Consider the following 19498-nt stretch of genomic DNA (forward strand, 5'->3'; position numbering starts at 1 on the left):
TCAACATCCTGGCCAGAAAGCTGGCCAGAATCGCGTGGGGCGTCTTCAAGAGCGGCCGGGACTTTGACCCGAGCATGCTGAAGGTGGGGCAAGCCTGCTTCCAGCAGGCTTGACCACGAACATAGGATCTCGACTCTACAAACGCCGGGCGCGGACGCCCTTCAGAACAACGGCCGCAGCACCAGCTCCAACCCGAGCAGCAGCAGGAAGCCCAGGAAACACACGCGGAACGCCCGTGCGCTGATGCGCTGGCGGATCACCTGCCCCAGCCACATGCCCAGCAGCGCCGGCACCACCGCCAATGCGCTCAACCCCAGCTGCTGCACACCAAACGCACCGTGGATCACCAAGCCGGTGGTCAGCGAAATGGTCGACACGGTGAACGCCAGGCCCAGCGCCTGCACCAGTTCCTCGCGCTGCATGCCCAGCGATTGCAGGTACGGCACCGCCGGCATCACGAACACACCGGTGGCCCCGGTCACCACGCCGGATATCGCACCGACCAACGGCCCCAACCACCGCTCGCGCCGCTGCGGCACACGGAACACCGGCGCCACCAGCGCGTACAGCGCATACACCACCAGCGCCACGCCCAGCGCCACCCGCGACCAGGTGCGATCCACCCGCACCAGCAACGCGGCCGATCCCAGCGTGACCACCACCACCGCCAACATCATCGGCCACAATCTTCGCACGGTAGGGCCCAGCGATGGACCGGAAAGCAGCTGCCACGCATTGGTGACGAAGGTGGGAATGAACAGCATCGACGCCGCTGCCACCGGCGACAACGCGCCACCCAGCAGGCCCATCGCCACCGTCGGCAGCCCCATGCCGGTCACGCCCTTGACCACGCCGGCCAGCACGAACACCACCACCAGCAATCCATAGAAGCACATCGTCTCGTTCATGCCGCCATTGGAGCGGGCGCTGCGCGGGCGCACAATGCGGTCTTGCCGCCACAGCCTTCGGACCAGCCGAAGGCAGGCCCCACCGGAGCACTCGATATGCGGATGGACATCGCCGACCTGCGCCTGTTCCTCGCGGTAGCCGATGCCGGCAGCATCACCGCCGGCGCCGCGCTGGCCAACCTGGCACTGGGCTCGGCCAGCGAACGCCTGCGCGCGATTGAAGCGGATGCCGGCACCGCCCTGCTCAACCGGCATCCGCGCGGGGTCAGCCTGACCGAAGCCGGTGCTGCCCTCGCCCACCACGCGCGACTGATCCTGCAGCAGCAGGCGCAGCTGCGTGGCGAGATGGAAGCCTTCGCCCACGGCGCGCGCGGCACCCTGCATCTGTACGCCAACACCGCCGCGCTGACCAACTACCTGCCCTCCCGGCTGGCCCCCTGGCTGGCGCAGCGCCCGCGCCTGCACGTGGAACTGCACGAGCGAACCAGCACCGACGTCGTGCGCGCACTCAGCGCCGGCCAGGCCGAAGCCGGCATCATCAGCGATGCCGTTCCCGCCGATGGCCTGCATCGGCACGTGGTGTCCGAGGATCCGCTGGTGATGCTGCTGCCTGCCGGCCACCGGCTCGCTGCCCGACGTTCGCTCGACTTCGTTGACGTGCTGGGCGAGACCTTCGTGGCCTTGGCCGATGGCAATGCACTGCAGACCTACGTGGAGGAACTCGCAGGCGAGGCAGGACGCCGGCTCGATGTGCGCATCCGCATGAAAACCTTCGAAGGGCTGTGCACGATGGTCGGCCATGGCATCGGCGTGGGCATCGTGCCGAAGACGATCGCGCGGCAGCATCGGCGCAGCACGCACACCGTCGCGGTAGCGCTTGCCGATGCCTGGGCGCAGCGTCGCCTGTGCGCATGCTTCGCCGACTGGACGCGCTTGTCACCGGCGATGCGCAGCCTGCTGCAGCACCTCGGCGTACCGCCGCAGAAAAAAGCGTGAAATGTTGTTGACACATCCTCAGTCGTTCCCCATAATTCGTTTCCTGAGTCGCCCAGGTGGCGGAATTGGTAGACGCACTAGCTTCAGGTGCTAGCGGGGGCAACTTCGTGGAGGTTCGAGTCCTCTCCTGGGCACCATGACTCAGCAAATGATCAAACCCGCGAAAGCGGGTTTTTTCATGTCCAGCGTTTGGGAATTACGCGGGTGCGGGGCCCATCCACGCATGGCGTGGATCTACTGGATGATCAAACCCGCAGTAGATCCACGCCATGCGTGGATGCGCCACAAACAGAAACCCCGCCTTCCGGCGGGGTTTTGTTTTTCATCCACAACGATCGATCAATGCCCGCCGGCAGACGCCGCACCGGCACCGGCACCGAACGGCGGCTTGGCCAGCCACAGGAACGCGATGATCGCCAGGAACACCCAGCCCAGCAGGAAGAAGATGTCGTTGAAGCCCATCTGCGATGCCTGGTGGTTGATCATGTTGTTGAGCACCGCTGCACCGTTCTGCAGGTTGCCCTGCCCCATCGCTGCCACCTGGTCCTGCATGCCTGGCTGGTAGGCCGAGATGTGTTCGGTCAGGTCGGCATGGTGCACCTGGGTACGGCGTGCCCACAGCCACGTGGTCAGCGATGCGGCGAAGCTGCCACCCAGCGTACGCAGGAACGTGGCCAGGCCCGAACCTGCGGCGATCTCGCGACCGTCCAGGTCCGACAGCAGGATTTGCAGCACCGGCATGAAGAACAGCGCCACGCCAATACCCATGATCAGCTGCACGCCGGCCACGTGCGCGTAGTCCACCTGCAGGTTGAAGTCCGAGCGCATGAAGCTGGTGAACGACAGGAACACGAACGCGAACGAAGCGATCATTCGCATGTCGAAGCGCGAGGCGTACTTGCCCACGAACGGCGTCATGATCACCGGCAGGATGCCGATCGGCGCCGTCGCCAACCCCGCCCAGATGGCGGTGTAGCCCATGTCACGCTGCAGCCACTGCGGGATCAGCAGCGACACGCTGAAGAACGCCGCATAGGCCACCACCATCGCCAGCGTACCGGCGCGGAAGTTGCGGTGACGGAACAGCTTCAGGTCGACGATGGGATCCTTGTCGGTCAGCTCCCAGATCAGGAACACCGCCAGCGCCACCACGGCCACGCAGGCAAGCACCACGATCTTGGTCGAGGAGAACCAGTCTTCGTCGTTGCCCAGGTCGAGCACCAGCTGCAGCGCGCCCACGCCGATCACCAGGGTGATCAGGCCGACGTAGTCCATTTTCGGCTTTTCAATGTGCTCCGGGCGCCCCTTCAACTGGTTGCCCACCACCAGCGCGGCAAACACGCCCAGTGGCACGTTGATCAGGAAGATCCATTCCCAGCTGTAGTTATCGGTGATCCAACCGCCGAGGATGGGCCCGCAGATGGGCGCCACCACGGTGATCATCGCCAGCAGCGCCAGCGCCTGCCCGCGTTTCTCGCGTGGGTAGATGGACACCAGCAGCGACTGCGTGATCGGGTACATCGGCCCGGCCACGAAGCCCTGCAGTGCGCGCGACAGCACCAGCATGCCCATGCTCTGCGCCAGGCCGCACAGCAGCGAGGTGATGACGAAGGCCAGGGTGGCCCAGATGAACAGCTTGCGTTCGCCGAAGCGGCGGCTGAGCCAGCCGGTCAGCGGCAGCGCGATGGCCGTGCTGACCGCGAACGAGGTGATGACCCAGGTCGCCTGCTGCGAACTGGCGCCGAGGTTGCCGGCGATGGTGGGCAGCGAGACGTTGGCGATGGTGGTGTCGAGCACCTGCATGAACGAGGCCATCGCCAGGCCGACGGTGCACAGGGCCACGCTGGGCGGCAGGAACCCGGAGGCCGCACCCGGCGCCGCCGGTGCGCCCGGAGTGCCGGGCGCAGCTGGAGCTTGTGCGGACATGTCGACCTCAGCCCGCGTTCGCCGGCAGGTTGCCTTCGATGATCGTGTGGATCACCTCGTCGGCATCATGCAGCTGCTTTGCATACACGTCGGTGTCGAACACCGTGCCCTTGGCAACGGCGGTCGGCAGCACTTCGCCCTTCTGGTCGCGCAGGCTCACTTCAGCCTTCATCGACAGGCCAATGCGCAGCGGGTGTTCGGCCAGCTGCTTGGCATCGATGGCGATGCGCACCGGCACGCGCTGCACGATCTTGATCCAGTTGCCGCTGGCGTTCTGCGCCGGCAGCAGCGAGAACGCCGAGCCGGTGCCCAGGCCCAGGCTCTGGATGCGCCCCTTGTACTTCACGTCACCGGCGTACAGGTCCGACTTCAGCTCCACTTCCTGGCCCAGGCGCATGTGGCGCAGCTGGGTTTCCTTGAAGTTGGCTTCCACCCACATCTGCTCGGTCGGCACCACGGCCATCAGGGCATTGCCTGGCTGCACGCGCTGGCCCACCTGCACCGAACGACGGGCGACATAGCCGGTGACCGGCGCGACGATGCCGGCGCGGGCATTGTTGAGGAAGGCCTGGCGCAGCTGCGCGGCAGCGGCCAGCACGTCCGGCTGCGTGGCAATGACGGTGTCATCGACCAGCGCGCGGTTGCGCTCGACGGTCTCGCGCGAACCGGCCACGGCGGCTTCGGCTGCAGCCAGCTCGTCGCGGGCGTGGGCCAGTTCTTCATTGGAGATGGCGCCGGTAGCGGCCAGGTCCTTGCGGCGGGCGAAGTCCTCACGCACGCGCTTCAGGGTCACTTGGCGGGCGTTCAGATCCGCCTGCGCGCCTTCCACGCTGCGGTAAAGGCCGCGGGTCTGGCGCACGGTCTTGGCCAGGTTGGCTTCGGCCTGCTGCAGGGCGACGGAGGTGTCGGCCGGGTCCAGCTGCACCAGCAGCTGGCCGCGCTCGACTCGCATGCCGTCATCGACATTGATGGCGACCACGGTACCGGCCACCAGCGGGGTGATCTGCACCTGGTTGCCCTGCACGTAGGCATCGTCGGTTTCTTCGAACCAGCGACCGAACATGAAGTACCACAGCGCCAGTGCGGCAAGCAGCAGCACGACGATGACGAACAGGCCGCGCAGCAGGTTGCCGCGGCGGTTGGAGGCGGCCGGGGCCGCGGTGTCTTGGGTCTGGCTCATGGCGTGGGTCTTCAGGAATGCGAGGAATCGGAATGGGAGGCGATCGGTGCGGCGTCGGCGTCAGTGGGCTGGAAACCTCCGCCCAGTGCCTTGCTCAGGCGCACCGAGGTCTGCACCTGCTGCGACTGCAGGCCGGCCAGCTGCTGCTGCGACTGCAGCAGGATGGACTGCGCGCTGAGCACGTCCAGGTAGCTGCCGATGCCGGCGCGGTAACGCTGCTGGGCCAGGTCGAACGCCGCGTGGGCGGTGTCCACCGCCTGCTGCTGCGCCTGCGCCTGCTGGGCCAGCGAGCGCACCGCGTTGACCTGGTCGGCCACGTCGCGCAGCGCGTCCAGCACGGACTGGTTGTAGTTGGCCACCGCCAGGTCGTACTGCGCGTCGGTGTTGTCCAGGTTGGCGCGCAGCTTGCCGCCTTCGAAGATCGGCAGGCTCAGCGCCGGGCCGATGTAGGCAAAGGTGGAGCTGCTCTTCAGCAGGTCGCCCACGTTCGGGGCGACCACGCCGGCCAGCGCGGTCAGGTTGAAGCTCGGGTAGAACTTGGTCTTGGCGACCTTGATCTGCTTTTCGGCCGCTTCCACGCGCCAGCGCGCGGCGACGATGTCCGGGCGACGGCCGAGCAGTTCGCTGGGCAGCACGCCCGGCAGCTGCAGGGCCAGCGGGTTCAGCACCTGCGGGCGTTCGATCGACAGGCCACGGTCCGGGCCCTTGCCGACCAGCGCGGCCAGTGCGGTGCGGGCGGCGTCGATGCGCTGCTGCGCGGCCAGCAGCTGCTGCTGCGCGGCCGGCACCCGGGCTTCAGCCTGGCGCACCTGCAGATCGCTGTCGATGCCGGCGCTGCGGCGCTGGCGGGTCAGCTCCAGCGACTTCTGCGAGCGCGTCAGTTCCTGCTCGGCCACGTCGTTGAGCTGCCAGGCATAGGCCAGTTCGGTGTAGGCCTGGGCAATGCCGGCGGACAGGTTCAGGCGTGCGGCCTGCGCATCCACGGTCGCCGCGTGGGCACCGTCAACGGCGGCTTCCCAGGCAGCGCGCTTGCCGCCCCACAGGTCAACGCCGTAGCTGAAGTTGAAGGCGACCTGGCTGCTGCCGCCGTAGCGGCCGCCCAGCTCGTCGCCGAGCATGGATTCGGGCAGGCGCAGGCCGGTGTAGCCACCGGACACCGACAGGCTGGGCAGGCGCTCGGCACGGCTGGTCCTGACCTGCGACTGGGCCTGGCGCAGGCGCGCATCGGCCGCGTCCAGGCTCGGGTGGCCGGCCAGGCCTTCGCTGATGAGGGCGTCGAGCTGGGGATCGCCCAGCGCCTTCCACCAGTCCTGGGCCGGGAAGCCGGTGGCGCTCAGGTCGCTGTCGGCCAGCGTGCGCTCGCTGTGCAGGCTGTCCACGTCGAGCACGTGGCCCTGCGGGTTCAGGCCACGGCTGCTGGCGCAGGCGGCCAGGGCCAAGGCCAGCGCTGAAACCAGCAGCGCGCGCCCGGACCGGCGGAGAGTGGGATGCGGGATCGGGTTCATGGGGTCGTCAGGGAATCGCGGATTCGGGTCAGGAGGGACAGCAGCAGCGTGCGTTCGTCGGCGGACAGGTCGCGCAGGGCGAAGTCCATCACCGCGTCGCCGCGCTTCTGCAGGCGCGCCCAGAGGGCACGGCCTTCATCGGTCAGAACAATCTGCAGGGCCCGCCGGTCCTGGCTGTGCGGCTCGCGGCGCACGCAGCCCAGGGCTTCCAGCTTGTCCAGCAGGCGGGTGACCGCGCTGGGCACCTGGTCGATGGCCTGGGCCAGTTCGTTGGCGGTGCACGGGGCCATGCGGGCCAGCAGCTTCAGGCCGATGTAATGGGTGAAGCCGATGCCGAGGTCTTCTTCGGCCATGGACGCGTCGAGCTGGCGGACCAGGCCGTCGCGCACCTGGCGCAGCAGCAGACCGAAGCTGGGGGGGTTGGAGGACGGACAGATCATGGGGGAGCATTTTCTTCCAAAAAAAATATTTCTCAATGGAAATATTCGATCTGGCATCGAATGCTGTGTTGCAACAACGGGCTCGATCAGTGAAGGCGCCTACCTTAATGGCCTGCGGATGTGGCCCGGTAGTACAATCCAGCCAATGAATGTCACATTCCAGCCACCGCCGCCTATCGTGACTGCCGGTGAACCGGGCCCGCCCACCCTGCTCCGCGAGGTCGCGATGGACTGGTTCGAGCGCAACGATGGCCCGCCGGTCATCGGTTTCCGCTTCGACAGCCCGCAGGGGCTGGCCCGTGAAGTGGACTGGCACCACCACGCCCGGGCGCAGCTGATCTACGTCGAACGCGGCCTGCTGACCACCCGCACCTCGCATGGCACCTGGTCGCTGGCCCCGGGCACCGCCGGCTGGATGCCGCCGCTGGAACCGCACACGGTCAGCCTGGACGGCCCGATGCGTGGCTGGGGCATGGCCCTGGCCGAGCCGGCCTGCGCCGGCCTGCCCTCCGACCCCTGCGTGCTGGGCCTGTCCAAGCTGGCCCAGGCCGTGGCCGAGCGGATCTGCGAGTGGCCGCTGGACTACGCCCTCAGCGCCGACCGCGAGCACATCATCAGTGTCATGCACGATGAGATCCGCACCGCGCCGCGCCAGCGCATGCACCTGCCGATGCCGCGCGACCGCCGCCTGCTGAAGATCGCCTCGCAGCTGCTGTCCGAGCCATCCGACGAGCGCAGCCTGGCCGAATGGGCGCACTGGGCCGGCCTGTCGCCGCGCAGCCTGACCCGCCATTTCCGCGACGAGACCACCCTCAGCTTCGCCCAATGGCGGCAGCAGGCCCGGCTGGCCGAGGCCCTGCGCCAGCTCAGCGAGGGCCGCAGCGTGGCCGATATCGCCCACGCGCTGGGCTTCAGCAGCGCCAGCGCCTTCGTCACCGTGTTCCGCCGCCACTTCGGGCTGCCGCCCGGGCGCTACCTGGCGCGGGTCGGCCATGGCCTGGAAACGGGGCTGGACCCTGCACGTGGCTTGGCATCCCCCGCCGCATCCGGATAATCAGTGCATTGAGAGCGCCGACCGCCGTCTTCGCCTCCCGACATAGGTAACAACGCCGCATGACCGAACCTGCCCGCCCCGTGTTCCACGGTTTCGAACAACTGCCGCTGCGCGAGTACGCCGAACGCGCTTACCTCGACTACTCCATGTACGTGGTCCTGGACCGTGCGCTGCCATTCATCGGCGACGGCCTGAAGCCGGTGCAGCGCCGCATCATCTATTCGATGAGCGAGCTGGGCCTGAATGCCGCGTCCAAGCCGAAGAAGTCCGCGCGCACCGTCGGTGACGTCATCGGTAAGTACCACCCGCATGGCGACAGCGCGTGCTACGAGGCGCTGGTGCTGATGGCCCAGCCGTTCTCCTACCGCTACCCGCTGATCGAGGGCCAGGGCAACTTCGGCTCCAGCGACGACCCGAAGTCGTTCGCGGCGATGCGCTACACCGAATCCAAGCTGACCCCGATTGCCGAAGTGCTGCTGGGCGAGCTGGGCCAGGGCACCACCGACTGGGCGCCGAACTTCGACGGCACCCTGCAGGAGCCGACCTGGATGCCGGCACGCCTGCCGCACCTGCTGCTGAACGGCACCACCGGCATCGCGGTGGGCATGGCCACCGACGTGCCGCCGCACAACCTCAACGAGATCGTCAGCGCCCTGCTGCACCTGCTGGATGATCCCGATGCCAGCGTGCGCGACCTGTGCGAGCACGTGAAGGGCCCGGACTATCCATCGACTGCCGAGATCATCACCTCCGCCAGCGACCTGCGGAACATGTACGAGACCGGCAACGGCAGCGTGCGTGCACGTGCGACCTTCACCAAGGAAGCGCACAACGTGGTGGTCACCGCGCTGCCGTTCCAGGTGTCGCCGTCGAAGGTGATCGAGCAGATTGCCGCGCAGATGCGCGCCAAGAAGCTGCCGTGGCTGGAAGACATCCGCGATGAATCCGACCACGCCAACCCGGTGCGCGTGGTGCTGGTGCCGCGCTCCAACCGCGTCGACGCCGACCAGCTGATGGGCCACCTGTTCGCCACCACGGACATGGAGCGCAGCTACCGCGTCAACCTCAACGTGATCGGGCTGGATGGCCGTCCGCAGGTGAAGAACCTGAAGATGCTGCTCAGCGAATGGCTGGCCTTCCGCAGCAGCACCGTCACCCGCCGCCTGCAGCACCGCCTGCAGAAGGTGGAGCGCCGCCTGCACCTGTTGGAAGGCCTGCTGGTGGCCTTCCTCAACCTGGACGAGGTGATCCACATCATCCGTACCGAGGACGAACCGAAGGCAGCGCTGATCGCGCGCTTCGGCCTGTCCGAAGACCAGGCCGAGTACATCCTGGAAACCAAGCTGAAGCAGCTGGCCCGCCTGGAAGAAATGAAGATCCGCGGCGAGCAGGACGAGCTGGCCAAGGAGCGCGAGAAGATCCTCGGCATCCTCGACAGCAAGGCCAAGCTGAAGAAGCTGATCCGCGACGAACTGACCGCTGACGCGAAGAAGTTCGGCGATGCCCGCCGTTCGCCGCTGGTGCAGCGACAGGCTGCGCAGGCCATCGACGAGACCGAACTGGTGCCGAGCGAGCCGATGACCGTCGTGCTGTCGGAGAAGGGCTGGATCCGCGCGGCCAAGGGCCACGACATCGATGCGTCCACCCTGTCCTACCGCGATGGTGATGCCCTGCAGGGTTCGGTGCGCGCGCGCAGCACCCAGCAGGTTGCCTTCCTGGACAGCGAAGGCCGCGCCTACTCGACGCCGGTGCACACCCTGCCCTCGGCACGTGGCAACGGTGAACCGCTGACCGGCCGCTTCTCGCCGGCACCGGGCACCAGCTTCGTGACCCTGGCCAGCGCCGAACCGGATGCCCGCTTCGTGCTGGCCTCCAGCCACGGTTACGGCTTCGTCACCCGCTTCGAGAACCTGATCGGCCGCAACAAGGCCGGCAAGGCGATGCTGAACCTGTCGTCCGGTTCCTCTGTGCTGACCCCGTCGGCCGTGGCCAACGTGGCCACCGACCGCATCGTGGCGGTGACCAGCTCGGGCAACCTGCTGGCCATTGCCGCCAACGACCTGCCGGAACTGGACAAGGGCAAGGGCAACAAGATCATCGAGATCCCCAAGGCCAAGCTCGCCACCGAGCGTGTGGTCGCCATCGTGGCGATCAGCCCGGGCCAGACCCTGCAGGTGCGCAGCGGCCAGCGCACCATGGGCCTGAAGTTCAACGAGCTGGACGCCTACCTCGGCGCCCGTGCCACGCGCGGGCATCTGCTGCCGCGCGGCTGGCAGAAGGTGGAAGGGTTGTCGGTGGAATGACGCACCGCCCCTGGTAGGTGTCAACCTTGGTTGACACGCTTTGGCGGACGCCAGACACGAAAAAGCCGGGGATTCCCCGGCTTTTTCGTTTGTCGGCTGGCGGGCGGTGGAGCGGCTGGCTGGCGAAGGCTGGCTCGCGGTGCTCCGGTGCTGGCGGGCGACGTTGCTTCTGCACCTGGTAGAGCCGACCAACGGTCGGCTCTACCCCAAGCGCGGTGCCGGGTCAGTGCGCCGGGGCGCCGTTGCCGTCGATCTTGCTCAGCTGGTACAGCTCCAGGCCGATGCGCTTGATCAGGCCCAGCTGCTGCTCCAGCCACCAGGCGTGGTCTTCCTCGGTGTCCTTCAACTGCGCCAGCAGCATGTCGCGGCTCACGTAGTCGCCCTTCTCCTCGCACAGCTTCATGCCGGCGGCGAGATTGTTGCGGACTGCGTATTCAGTATCGAGATCCTTCTGCAGCATCTCCTCCACGGTCCTGCCCGGCTCGGTGGCATGCGGGCGCATGTCCGGGTCGCCCCCCAGGAACAGGATGCGGCGCAGCAGCGCGTCGGCGTGCTGGGTTTCCTCTTCCATCTCGTGGTTCAGGCGTTCGTACAGCGCGAACAGGCCCTGGTCCTCGTAGCGACGGGAATGGATGAAGTACTGGTCACGGGCAGCAAGCTCGCCGCGCAGCAGTTCCTTCAGGCAGGCGATGACGTCCGGGTTGCCTTTCATGGGGGTGCTCCTGTGGATCGATGCGGCATAGGGTGCCGCATTTCAAAATACGGTGATCTAATCGGAATCAGTCGCAGTTGCGCCTGCGGCTACACTTCCCCCTCGCGTGCCCAAAGGACCTGCAATGCGACGTACCTGGCGTTGGATACCGGCTGTGCTCATCGCCATCGTGCTGGCCACCGCACTGGTCCTGTGGCTGCTGCTGCGCGGCAGCCTGGCGGAACTGGACGGTGACCGGGCGCTGCCCGGGCTGGCCGCGCCGGTCAGCGTCGAACGCGATGCGCTGGGAGTGGTGACCATCACCGCCGGCAGCCAGGCCGATGCCATGCGCGCCCTGGGCCACGTGCATGCGCAGGAACGCTACTTCGAGATGGACCTGATGCGCCGCAGCGCCGCCGGTGAACTGTCGGCGCTGTTCGGGCCGCTGGCCATCGACGCCGACACGCGCATGCGCGTGCATCGGCTGCGCGCGCGCACCGAGGCCCACCTGGACGTTGCGCTGGGCGACAACCCGCAGGCGGTGCGCGCCTACGTGGATGGCGTCAACGCGGGCCTGGCCGATCTGTCGGTACGGCCCTGGGCCTACCTGCTGCTGCGGCAGTCGCCCGCCCCCTGGCAGGCCAGCGACAGCGTGCTGGCCGGGCTTGCGATGTATGCCGACCTGCAGGACCCGGGCAACCAGAACGAGCTGGCGCTGAGCCGCATCCGCGATGTGGTGCCGCCTGCCCTGTACGCACTGCTGGCCCACGATGGCAGCAGCTGGGACGCGCCCCTGCAGGGCGAACCGCGCGGCGATGCGGTGCTGCCCGATGCCACGCAGCTGCACCTGCGCGCGCTGGCGTCCGCGCCCACCGCACCTGCCGCCGAAGCCGATGCGGTCGGCAGCAACAATTTCGCCGTGGCCGGTGCGCTCACCGCCGACGGCCGCGCCATCGTCGCCGACGACATGCACCTTGGCCTGCGTGCGCCCAGCCTCTGGTTCCGCGTGCGCCTGCGCTATCCGGACCCGAAAGCGCCTGGCGGCCAGGTCGATGTCAGCGGCTTCTCGCTGCCGGGCGTGCCGGCGGTCATCGTCGGCAGCAACGGGCACGTGGCCTGGGGCTTCACCAACAGCTACATCGACACCGCCGACTTCCGCCGTGAGCCGGCCAATGCAGCGGTGACCGTGCACCAGGAACGCATCGTCGTGGCAGGCAAGCCCGATGTGCTCTTCCCGGTGCGCGAAACCGCCTGGGGACCGATCCTGCACACCCACGCCGACGGCAGCGGCGATGCCCTGCGCTGGGTCGCCCACCTGCCCGGCGCGGTGCGCATGGACTTCGCCGACATGGCCCGCGCCGGCGACCTCGACCAGGCCCTGAAGACAGCCGACCACGCCGGCATTCCCGCGCAGAACCTGGTCATCGCTGACAGCACCGGCCGCATCGCATGGCGCCTGGTGGGTGCCCGCCCCGATCGCGGCCCCGGCTGCGTGCCGCAAGGCTTCAACAGCGTGCAGAGCACCGCAGACTGCGCGCCGTGGCCGATCCGCAGCGATGCCGCGCCGGCCCTGATCGATCCGCCCGGGCAGCGCCTGTGGACCGCCAACAGCCGCGTCGTCGACGATGCCACCCTGGCCGTGGTCGGCAACGCCGGCTATGACCTGGGTGCGCGCGGCCAGCAGATCCGCAACCTGCTGGCCAGCCAGGACAGGTTCGACGAACACGACCTGCTGGCGATCCAGCTCGACGACCGCGCCGTGTTCCTGCAGCGCTGGTGGGTGCTGCTGCAGGACACCGCTGCACGCAGCGACGACCCGTCATTGAAGCGGCTGGCCGCTGCCAGTGAACACTGGGACGCGCGTGCCTCGGCCAATTCAACCAGCTACCGCCTCGTGCGCGGTTTCCGTGGCGAGGTGCTCGATGCCATCGAAAGCGCGCTGCTGGCACCGGCCAAGGCGCGCCTGGATAAGGACTACCTGCCGCCGCGGCTTGCGCAGCTGGAAGGCATGGTCTGGCCGATGCTGGAACAGCGCCCGGCCAACCTGCTGCCGCCCGGCGTGGACAGCTGGGATGCACTGCTGGCTGGGGCCGCGCACACGCTGGAAGCCGACCTGGGCCAGCAGGGACCGCTGCAGCAGCGCACCTGGGGCGAGCGCAATGTGGCCGACATCTGCCACCCGGTCTCGCGTGCCCTGCCCGCCTTCACCCGCCGCTGGCTGTGCATGCCGGCCGATCAGCTGCCTGGCGACCGCGACATGCCGCGTGTGCAGGGGCCGAGCTTCGGTGCCTCGCAGCGCATGGTGGTGTCGCCCGGCCATGAAGCCGATGGCATCGTGCACATGCCCGGCGGCCAGAGCGGCCACCCACTGTCGCCCTACTGGGGCGCCGGCCACGAGGACTGGGTGCATGGCCGCCCGACCCCGTTCCTGCCGGGCAAGGCGCAGCATGTATTGAAGCTGGTGCCGAACAAGTAACTGTAGCGTCGAGCTTGCTCGACTGCTTTGTTGTAGAGCCGAGCCATGCTCGGCTGGTTCCGGCTCAGTCGAGCAAGCTCGACTCTACAAGAGCTACCGCGCGGTGCGGCGCCGTTCGATCAGGTTCAACAGCGGTCCGGTCATCGCCGTGGTCACCAGCGCCATGATCACCAGCACCGCGAACAGGCGGTCGCCCAGCAGGCCCAGTTCGTAGCCGAGGTTGAGCACGATCAGCTCCATCAGGCCACGGGTGTTCATCAACGCCCCCAGGCGCCAGGCCTCGCGACTCTCCATGCCGGTGCTGCGCGCGGCACTCCAGGTGCCCAGCAGCTTGCCGGCCGTGGCCACCACGATCACCACCCCGCACAGCAGGACATCGCTGGTCTGCAACGCATCGGCACGCATGCGCAGGCCGGTCATGGCAAAGAACAACGGCAGCAGCAGGGTCACGGCGAACGGTTCGACCTTGGCCACCAGCAGCTCGCGCAGCTGCGCGTTGGATGACACCGCCACGCCGGCCGCGAACGCGCCAAACAGTGCATGGATGCCCAGTACCTCGGTCACCAGCGCGCTGGCCAGCGACAGCAACAGGATGCCCAGCAGCCAGCGGCCTTCGCGCCCGGCAGCGATCTGCTGGCGTGCGAACCACGGCTTCACCGCACCCAGCATCAGCGCGACGAACAACACCACACAGACCAGGTTGAGGCTGGCTGGCAACCATCCCGTCGCCTGCGCGGCGGCCACGATCAGCGCCAGCATGCACCACGCCGTGGCGTCGCCCAGGGCAGCGCACGCGATTGCGGTCTGCCCCAGCGGCGTCTGCGTGATGCCGCGGTCGGCCAGGATGCGCAGCAGCACCGGGAATGCGGTGATGCTCATGGAAATGCCGACGAACAGCGCGAAGGCGGTGAAGCCCACGCCCTGCGGGCCGTGCTCGGGATACAGCCAGATGGCCAGCCCGACACCCAGCACGAAGGGCACGGCGATGCCGGCGTGGCTGACGGTGAAGGCGAACTTGCGGCGGCCGCGCAGCGCGCCCAGGTCGAGTTCGGCACCGGCCACCAGCAGGAACATCAGCACGCCCAGCTGGCTGAGCATGCCCAGCGGCCCCAGCGACGCGGCCGGGAACAACGCCCCGTGCAGCGGTGGCAGCAGGCTGCCCAGCACCAGTGGGCCCATCATCAGGCCAGCGGCCATTTCACCGATCACCGCCGGCTGGCCGAAATACTTGAGGAGTGCGCCTGCGCCCTTGGCCACCAGCAGCAGCACCAGCAGCTGCAGCAGGAACAGGCCCAGCGGCGAGGACAGATGGTGGGCCCAATCGCTGCCGACCACGGCCTCGGCCTTGGCCGCCACCGACGGAACGCCCGGCCCCGCGTAGCGCGCCAACACCAGGCCGATCGCCAGCGGAACCGCCGCCCAGGCCAGGTAGCGCCATCCCCACTTCATCGGCGTCGCGCTGCCTCCGGTCCGTACGTCCATGAACATTCCCCAATGTGCAGGGGCCCGATGATACAAAAAAGGGGACGGAGGGGATTAAGTCGTTTGTGAAACAAACGACTTAATCCCCTCCGTCCCCTTTTTGAGCTTAGGCCAGGGCCTGCTCGTGGACGCCGGCGATGGCGCGGCCGGACGGATCGGCGGCTGCGGCGAAGCTCGCATCCCAGGCAATCGCGGCCGGCGAGGAACAGGCGATCGACTTGCCACCCGGCACGGTTTCGGCCGCGGCACGGCTGGGGAAGAACTGCTCGAACAGGTGGCGGTAGTAGTACGCCTCCTTGGTCTGCGGCGGGTTGTGCGGGAAGCGCTTGTCGGCCGCTGCCAGCACGCGGTCACTCACCTGCGCCTCGGCGTGCGCCTTCAGGCCATCGATCCAGCCGTAGCCGACGCCATCGCTGAACTGCTCCTTCTGCCGCCACAGGATGCTGTCGGGCAGGTAGCCATCGAAGGCCTCGCGCAGCACCGCCTTCTCGATGCGGCGGCCCCCGAAACCGGCACCGACCATCTTGTGCGCGGCATCGAAACGCATCGCCACGTCGAGGAACTCACGGTCGAGGAACGGCACGCGCGGCTCCACGCCCCAGGCCATCATCGACTTGTTGGCGCGCAGGCAGTCGTAGTTGTGCAGGGCATCGAGCTTGCGTACCAGTTCCTGGTGGAATTCGCGCGCATCCGGTGCCTTGTGGAAGTACAGGTAGCCACCGAAGATCTCGTCGCTGCCCTCGCCGGACAGCACCATCTTCACCCCCATCGCCTTGATCCGGCGCGCCAGCAGGAACATCGGCGTGGAGGCGCGGATGGTGGTGACGTCGTAGGTCTCGATGTGGCGGATCACTTCCGGCAGCACGTCCAGGCCTTCCTCGAAGCTGTACTCGAAACCGTGGTGGACGGTGCCCAGCGCTTCGGCAGCGATGGCGGCAGCAGCCAGGTCGGGAGAACCCTTCAGTCCGATCGCGAACGAATGCAGGCGCGGCCACCAGGCTTCGCTCTGCCCGCCATCCTCGATGCGGCGGCGTGCGTAGCGTGCGGCCACGGCTGCCACCAGCGAGGAATCCAGGCCGCCGGACAGCAGCACGCCGTAAGGCACGTCGCTCATCAGCTGGCGCTCGACCGCGTGTTCGAAGGCCTGGCGCAGTTCGGCCAGATCGGCCTGGCGGCCTTCCACATCGGCGTACTCGCGCCACGGCTGCTGGTAGTAACGCACCAGTTCACCGCTGGCGCTGTCGTAGTAGTGGCCCGGCGGGAACTGCGCGACGTCGGCGCAGGAATCCACCAGTGCCTTCATTTCCGAGGCCACGCGCAGGCGCCCCTGTGCATCGTGGCCCCAGTACAGCGGCACCACGCCGACCGGATCGCGGGCCACGAGCACGCGGCCGGCATCGCGGTCCCACAGGGCGAAGGCGAAAATGCCGTTGAGCTGTTCCAGCCACTGCGCCGGCGAGCCGCCCTGGCGGTACAGCGCGTTGATCACTTCGCAGTCCGAACCGGTCTGGAAGTCGTACGCGGTGGTCAGCGCGGCCTTCAGGGCCTGGTGGTTGTAGATCTCGCCATTGACCGCCAGGGCCAGCTGGCCGTCGGCCGACAGCAGCGGCTGCGAGCCACCGGCCGGGTCGACGATGGCCAGGCGCTCGTGGACCAGCAGCGCGCCTTCGTCCAGGTACACGCCGCTCCAGTCCGGGCCGCGGTGACGTTGCCGCTGCGACAGCTCCAGCGCGTGGCGGCGCAGGGCGGGAAGATCGTCACCGGCCTGCAGGCCGAAGATTCCGAAGATCGAACACATGGGTGGCGCTCCTGTTGTGGGGGATTACACGGGGGGAAGGTGTTCGACCGGCCAACCAGGCCCGGGAGGGCTGCGCCCGGGCACAAAAAAAACCCGCATCGGCCGATGCGGGTTTTCTGGTGTCCGGGCGTGTGTTGCTGTCTATCTACCCAGGGCGCAGTCCCGCATCGGCCGCGCACGATTATTCGCGCGCAGATTATTGCGGTTGGTGTTATTGACGGCGGTGGCCGGGCGGATCGACATGGCAACGACCGTAACCCGGTTTCCGGGGCTGTGCAACAGTTGCGTTGGCAACCAGCCGGAGGCGTGCCGACCAACGGTCGGCACCCACCCGTCGGCACCCACCGTTACACCAGCAACCGCTCCACCAGCCGCTGGTACAGGCCAGGCAGAGCTTCAAGCTCGTCCACGCGCACGTTCTCGTCCACCTGGTGGATGCTGGCGTTGACCGGCCCCACTTCGATGCACTGCGCCCCCAGTGGTGCGATGAAGCGCGCATCGGAGGTGCCACCGCCGGTGCTCTCTTCCGGGGCACGGCCGATGTGCTCGGCCAGCACCGCACGCGCGGCCGCACGCAGCGGGCCTTCCGGGGTGTAGAACGGCTCGCCGCTGCGGTGCCACTTCAGCGTGTACTGCAGGCCGTGCCGGTCCAGCAGCGCGCTGATCTCCGCTTCCAGCTTCGGTGCATCCCAGTGCGGGTTGTAGCGGATGTTGAAATCCACCTCCAGCTCGCCGGGAATCACGTTGTTGGCACCGGTGCCGGCGTGGATGTTGGAGATCTGCAGGCTGGTCGGCGGGAAGCTTTCATAGCCCTCGTCCCAGCGCCGCGCACTCAGTTCAGCCAGGGCCGGCGCCGCCTGGTGGATCGGATTGCGCGCCTTGTCCGGGTAGGCCACGTGGCCCTGCACGCCCTGCACGCGCAGCTTGGACGACAGGCTGCCGCGACGGCCCACACGCAGCAGGTCGCCCAGCGTCGCCGTCGACGATGGCTCGCCGGTGATGCACCAGTCGATGCGCTGGCCACGCTCGGCGAACAGCCGCGCGACATGGCGCACGCCGTCGATGGCATCGCCTTCCTCATCGCTGGTGAGCAGCACGGCCAGCGTGCCGGCATGGTCAGGATGCGCGGCCACGAACTGCTCGGCGGCAATGACGAAGGCCGCCACGCTGCCCTTCATGTCGGCGGTACCACGGCCGTACAGCACGCCGTCGCGGATCTGCGGGGTGAACGGATCGCTCTGCCACGCCTCGCGAGGGCCCGGCGGCACCACATCGGTGTGGCCCAGCAGCACCAGTACCGGGGCACCGCTGCCATGGGTCGCCCACAGGTTGTCGACTTCGCCCAGGCGCAGGTGTTCGCACTGGAAACCGGCCTGCTGCAGGCGCGCGGACAGCAACGCCTGGCAGCCCGCATCGTCGGGCGTCACCGACGGCCGCGCGATCAGCTCGCAGGTCAGGTCGAGGACGGCGCTCACGCGCCACCCACGCCGAAGCGTGCCTTGAAGCCGTTGTCACTGAAGCCCTGGCTGACCGTGCCGTCGGCGGTGACCACCAGCGGGCGCTTGATCAGCTGCGGGTATTCGCGCAGCAGCAGCTTCCACTCGGCATCCGAATCAGCCGCCTTGCGGTTGTCCGGCAACTGCCGCCAGGTGGTGGACGACTTGTTGACCATCGCACCCAGGCCGCCCAGCTGCGCGGCCCACGCCAGCAGGGTTTCCGGGCTGGGTTTGTTGTCGCGGTAGTCGACGAAGGTGTACGGCACGCCGAAGCGGTCCAGCCACTTGGTCGCCTTCTTGCAGGTATCGCAGTTCTTCAAACCGTAGACAGTGGTGCTCATGGCCATCTGTGATGCAGGAAAACAGAGGGCCAGAATCTCACAACAGGCGCTCGGACACGACCCGGAACGGTACCGATGGCAGGCGCAGGGCCAGCCCCTCGGCCAGATCCACGCCCATCGCCTGCAGGCGCGGGCAATGCAGCTCGCCCTGCAGCTGCAGCGGCCGCAGCAGGTCGATGTCCACCGGCAGATCGATGCGGGTGCTGGCCCAGCGCTGGTCGCAGGTGCGGGCGATGGCCTCGTCCTGGCACGTCAGGAAGCGCAGCAGGGCGTCACGCCCGCCAAAGGCGGCGATCCATGCATCAGCCGCAAGACCTTCGGCCGCGCGCCACTGCAGATGCAGGCCCGGGGCACTGCCCTGCCCGCCTTCGATGAGGGTGTGCCCACCGCCATCGGCGCGCAGCCCATGCTCGAAGCGGGTGGACAGATGTGGCTGCATGGCATCGCTGAACGCGCGGGCGCCGGCCACGAAGGCCAGTTGGTCCATCACGTTGCGGTCGAACAGCACCACCGGCGTCCCCTGCGCAGCGTCATCGCGGCGCAGGTACCAGCGCCAGTTGCTCTGCCGTGGCGACGGCATCAGCGCACGCAGCGGCCCGGCCGCACGCGGGCCGAAGTGGCCGTGGCGGTAACTGAGCGTGTAGGGCGTGCGCCCTTCATGCACGACGTAATGATGGCCGGGGGGCGGTGGCGGCGCGTACCGCACATCGACCCACCAGCTCACGTAGACCACATCGCGCACATCACTGGCCAGCATCGGCATCGGCCAGCGCCGCGACAGCGCGCGGCGCAGCCGGGCCCAGTGCGGGGCATGCAACAGGCGTGGCAGCACCCGTCCGAACAGGCTGTCGGACGGATGCCGGTAGATCGCCGACGGCGCCAGATCCTCCGGCGCAGTCACC

General features: G+C 68.0%; 15 protein-coding genes, 1 tRNA gene and 1 pseudogene. 6 read left to right on the forward strand and 11 right to left on the reverse strand.

The window, feature by feature from the left end:
- Window positions 1-113, forward strand: a pseudogene (locus tag VER16_RS19470) (IS110 family transposase); the annotation flags it as partial.
- A 48-nt stretch (window positions 114-161) separates the two neighbouring features.
- Here the strand turns inward: VER16_RS19470 and VER16_RS17320 are convergent.
- Window positions 162-908 (reverse strand): sulfite exporter TauE/SafE family protein, encoded by a 747-nt coding sequence (locus VER16_RS17320; protein ID WP_324810119.1) that lies wholly within the window; start codon window positions 906-908, stop codon window positions 162-164.
- A 96-nt stretch (window positions 909-1004) separates the two neighbouring features.
- Here VER16_RS17320 and VER16_RS17325 point away from each other — a divergent pair, with 96 nt between their 5' ends.
- Together VER16_RS17325 and VER16_RS17330 are read left to right on the forward strand one after the other, a co-directional pair.
- Window positions 1005-1904: a LysR substrate-binding domain-containing protein gene (locus VER16_RS17325; protein WP_324810121.1), complete on the forward strand. Its 900-nt coding sequence runs from the start codon at window positions 1005-1007 to the stop codon at window positions 1902-1904.
- 50 nt (window positions 1905-1954) lie between these two features.
- Window positions 1955-2041: transfer RNA gene (locus tag VER16_RS17330), tRNA-Leu, on the forward strand.
- 202 nt (window positions 2042-2243) lie between these two features.
- Here the strand turns inward: VER16_RS17330 and emrB are convergent.
- Genes emrB through VER16_RS17350 form a run of 4 tightly spaced genes read right to left on the reverse strand, consistent with a single transcriptional unit; the run spans window position 2244 to window position 6955 of the window.
- A complete protein-coding gene (gene emrB / locus VER16_RS17335) occupies window positions 2244-3830 on the reverse strand; it encodes a multidrug efflux MFS transporter permease subunit EmrB (protein ID WP_324810124.1) in 1587 nt (528 codons plus the stop codon).
- 7 nt (window positions 3831-3837) lie between these two features.
- On the reverse strand, window positions 3838-5010 hold the full coding sequence (gene emrA / locus VER16_RS17340) for a multidrug efflux MFS transporter periplasmic adaptor subunit EmrA (RefSeq protein WP_324810127.1): 1173 nt from the start codon (window positions 5008-5010) through the stop codon (window positions 3838-3840).
- Window positions 5011-5021: 11 nt separating this feature from the next.
- Complete coding sequence (emrC, locus tag VER16_RS17345; protein ID WP_324810130.1) at window positions 5022-6515, reverse strand: multidrug efflux transporter outer membrane subunit EmrC; 1494 nt, start codon at window positions 6513-6515, stop codon at window positions 5022-5024.
- Window positions 6512-6955 carry a MarR family winged helix-turn-helix transcriptional regulator gene (locus VER16_RS17350; RefSeq protein ID WP_108746304.1) on the reverse strand — a complete coding sequence of 148 codons (444 nt, stop codon included), beginning with the start codon at window positions 6953-6955 and terminating at the stop codon, window positions 6512-6514. The genes emrC and VER16_RS17350 overlap by 4 nt, the downstream gene beginning before the upstream one ends.
- A gap of 145 nt (window positions 6956-7100) precedes the next feature.
- On the opposite strand from VER16_RS17350, the gene VER16_RS17355 reads away from it, so the two are divergent.
- Together VER16_RS17355 and parC are read left to right on the forward strand one after the other, a co-directional pair.
- Window positions 7101-8009 (forward strand): helix-turn-helix domain-containing protein, encoded by a 909-nt coding sequence (locus tag VER16_RS17355; RefSeq protein ID WP_414716069.1) that lies wholly within the window; start codon window positions 7101-7103, stop codon window positions 8007-8009.
- 59 nt (window positions 8010-8068) lie between these two features.
- The gene (gene parC, locus VER16_RS17360; RefSeq protein WP_324810134.1) at window positions 8069-10312 is read left to right on the forward strand and encodes a DNA topoisomerase IV subunit A; all 2244 of its coding nucleotides are present in this window, start codon (window positions 8069-8071) and stop codon (window positions 10310-10312) included.
- Between the two features lie 223 nt (window positions 10313-10535).
- On the opposite strand, the gene bfr is transcribed toward parC, so the two are convergent.
- Entirely contained in the window at window positions 10536-11024 is a 489-nt protein-coding gene (gene bfr / locus VER16_RS17365; protein WP_116863027.1) for a bacterioferritin, read from the reverse strand.
- Window positions 11025-11148: 124 nt separating this feature from the next.
- On the opposite strand from bfr, the gene VER16_RS17370 reads away from it, so the two are divergent.
- Entirely contained in the window at window positions 11149-13479 is a 2331-nt protein-coding gene (locus VER16_RS17370) for a penicillin acylase family protein (protein WP_324810138.1), read from the forward strand.
- Window positions 13480-13572: 93 nt separating this feature from the next.
- Here the strand turns inward: VER16_RS17370 and VER16_RS17375 are convergent, their stop codons facing one another.
- The 5 genes from VER16_RS17375 to VER16_RS17395 form a co-directional block, all read right to left on the reverse strand.
- Entirely contained in the window at window positions 13573-14967 is a 1395-nt protein-coding gene (locus VER16_RS17375; protein ID WP_324810140.1) for a cation:proton antiporter, read from the reverse strand.
- A gap of 100 nt (window positions 14968-15067) precedes the next feature.
- Window positions 15068-16759 (reverse strand): asparagine synthase B, encoded by a 1692-nt coding sequence (gene asnB / locus VER16_RS17380; RefSeq protein ID WP_324810142.1) that lies wholly within the window; start codon window positions 16757-16759, stop codon window positions 15068-15070.
- Between the two features lie 347 nt (window positions 16760-17106).
- Window positions 17107-18234, reverse strand: coding sequence for a succinyl-diaminopimelate desuccinylase (gene dapE, locus VER16_RS17385; RefSeq protein WP_324810143.1), 1128 nt, complete (start codon window positions 18232-18234; stop codon window positions 17107-17109).
- Window positions 18231-18602, reverse strand: a complete 372-nt coding sequence (locus VER16_RS17390; RefSeq protein WP_324810147.1) for an arsenate reductase — start codon at window positions 18600-18602, stop codon at window positions 18231-18233. Before VER16_RS17390 ends, dapE begins: the two co-directional genes overlap by 4 nt.
- A gap of 31 nt (window positions 18603-18633) precedes the next feature.
- Window positions 18634-19497: a hypothetical protein gene (locus VER16_RS17395; protein WP_324810149.1), complete on the reverse strand. Its 864-nt coding sequence runs from the start codon at window positions 19495-19497 to the stop codon at window positions 18634-18636.
- Between the last annotated feature and the right edge of the window lies 1 nt (window position 19498).

Origin of the sequence: Stenotrophomonas sp. (genome assembly GCF_035634915.1) — a bacterium.
In the GTDB taxonomy this organism is placed as follows: Bacteria; Pseudomonadota; Gammaproteobacteria; order Xanthomonadales; family Xanthomonadaceae; genus Stenotrophomonas.

Bases quoted from the DNA above. Each gene is read 5' to 3' on its own strand.
- VER16_RS17320 (WP_324810119.1), bottom strand. From the start codon at position 908: ATGAACGAGACGATGTGCTTCTATGGATTGCTGGTGGTGGTGTTCGTG.
- VER16_RS17325 (WP_324810121.1), top strand. From the start codon at position 1,005: ATGCGGATGGACATCGCCGACCTGCGCCTGTTCCTCGCGGTAGCCGAT.
- emrB (WP_324810124.1), bottom strand. From the start codon at position 3,830: ATGTCCGCACAAGCTCCAGCTGCGCCCGGCACTCCGGGCGCACCGGCG.
- emrA (WP_324810127.1), bottom strand. From the start codon at position 5,010: ATGAGCCAGACCCAAGACACCGCGGCCCCGGCCGCCTCCAACCGCCGC.
- emrC (WP_324810130.1), bottom strand. From the start codon at position 6,515: ATGAACCCGATCCCGCATCCCACTCTCCGCCGGTCCGGGCGCGCGCTG.
- VER16_RS17350 (WP_108746304.1), bottom strand. From the start codon at position 6,955: ATGATCTGTCCGTCCTCCAACCCCCCCAGCTTCGGTCTGCTGCTGCGC.
- VER16_RS17355 (WP_414716069.1), top strand. From the start codon at position 7,101: ATGAATGTCACATTCCAGCCACCGCCGCCTATCGTGACTGCCGGTGAA.
- parC (WP_324810134.1), top strand. From the start codon at position 8,069: ATGACCGAACCTGCCCGCCCCGTGTTCCACGGTTTCGAACAACTGCCG.
- bfr (WP_116863027.1), bottom strand. From the start codon at position 11,024: ATGAAAGGCAACCCGGACGTCATCGCCTGCCTGAAGGAACTGCTGCGC.
- VER16_RS17370 (WP_324810138.1), top strand. From the start codon at position 11,149: ATGCGACGTACCTGGCGTTGGATACCGGCTGTGCTCATCGCCATCGTG.
- VER16_RS17375 (WP_324810140.1), bottom strand. From the start codon at position 14,967: ATGTTCATGGACGTACGGACCGGAGGCAGCGCGACGCCGATGAAGTGG.
- asnB (WP_324810142.1), bottom strand. From the start codon at position 16,759: ATGTGTTCGATCTTCGGAATCTTCGGCCTGCAGGCCGGTGACGATCTT.
- VER16_RS17390 (WP_324810147.1), bottom strand. From the start codon at position 18,602: ATGGCCATGAGCACCACTGTCTACGGTTTGAAGAACTGCGATACCTGC.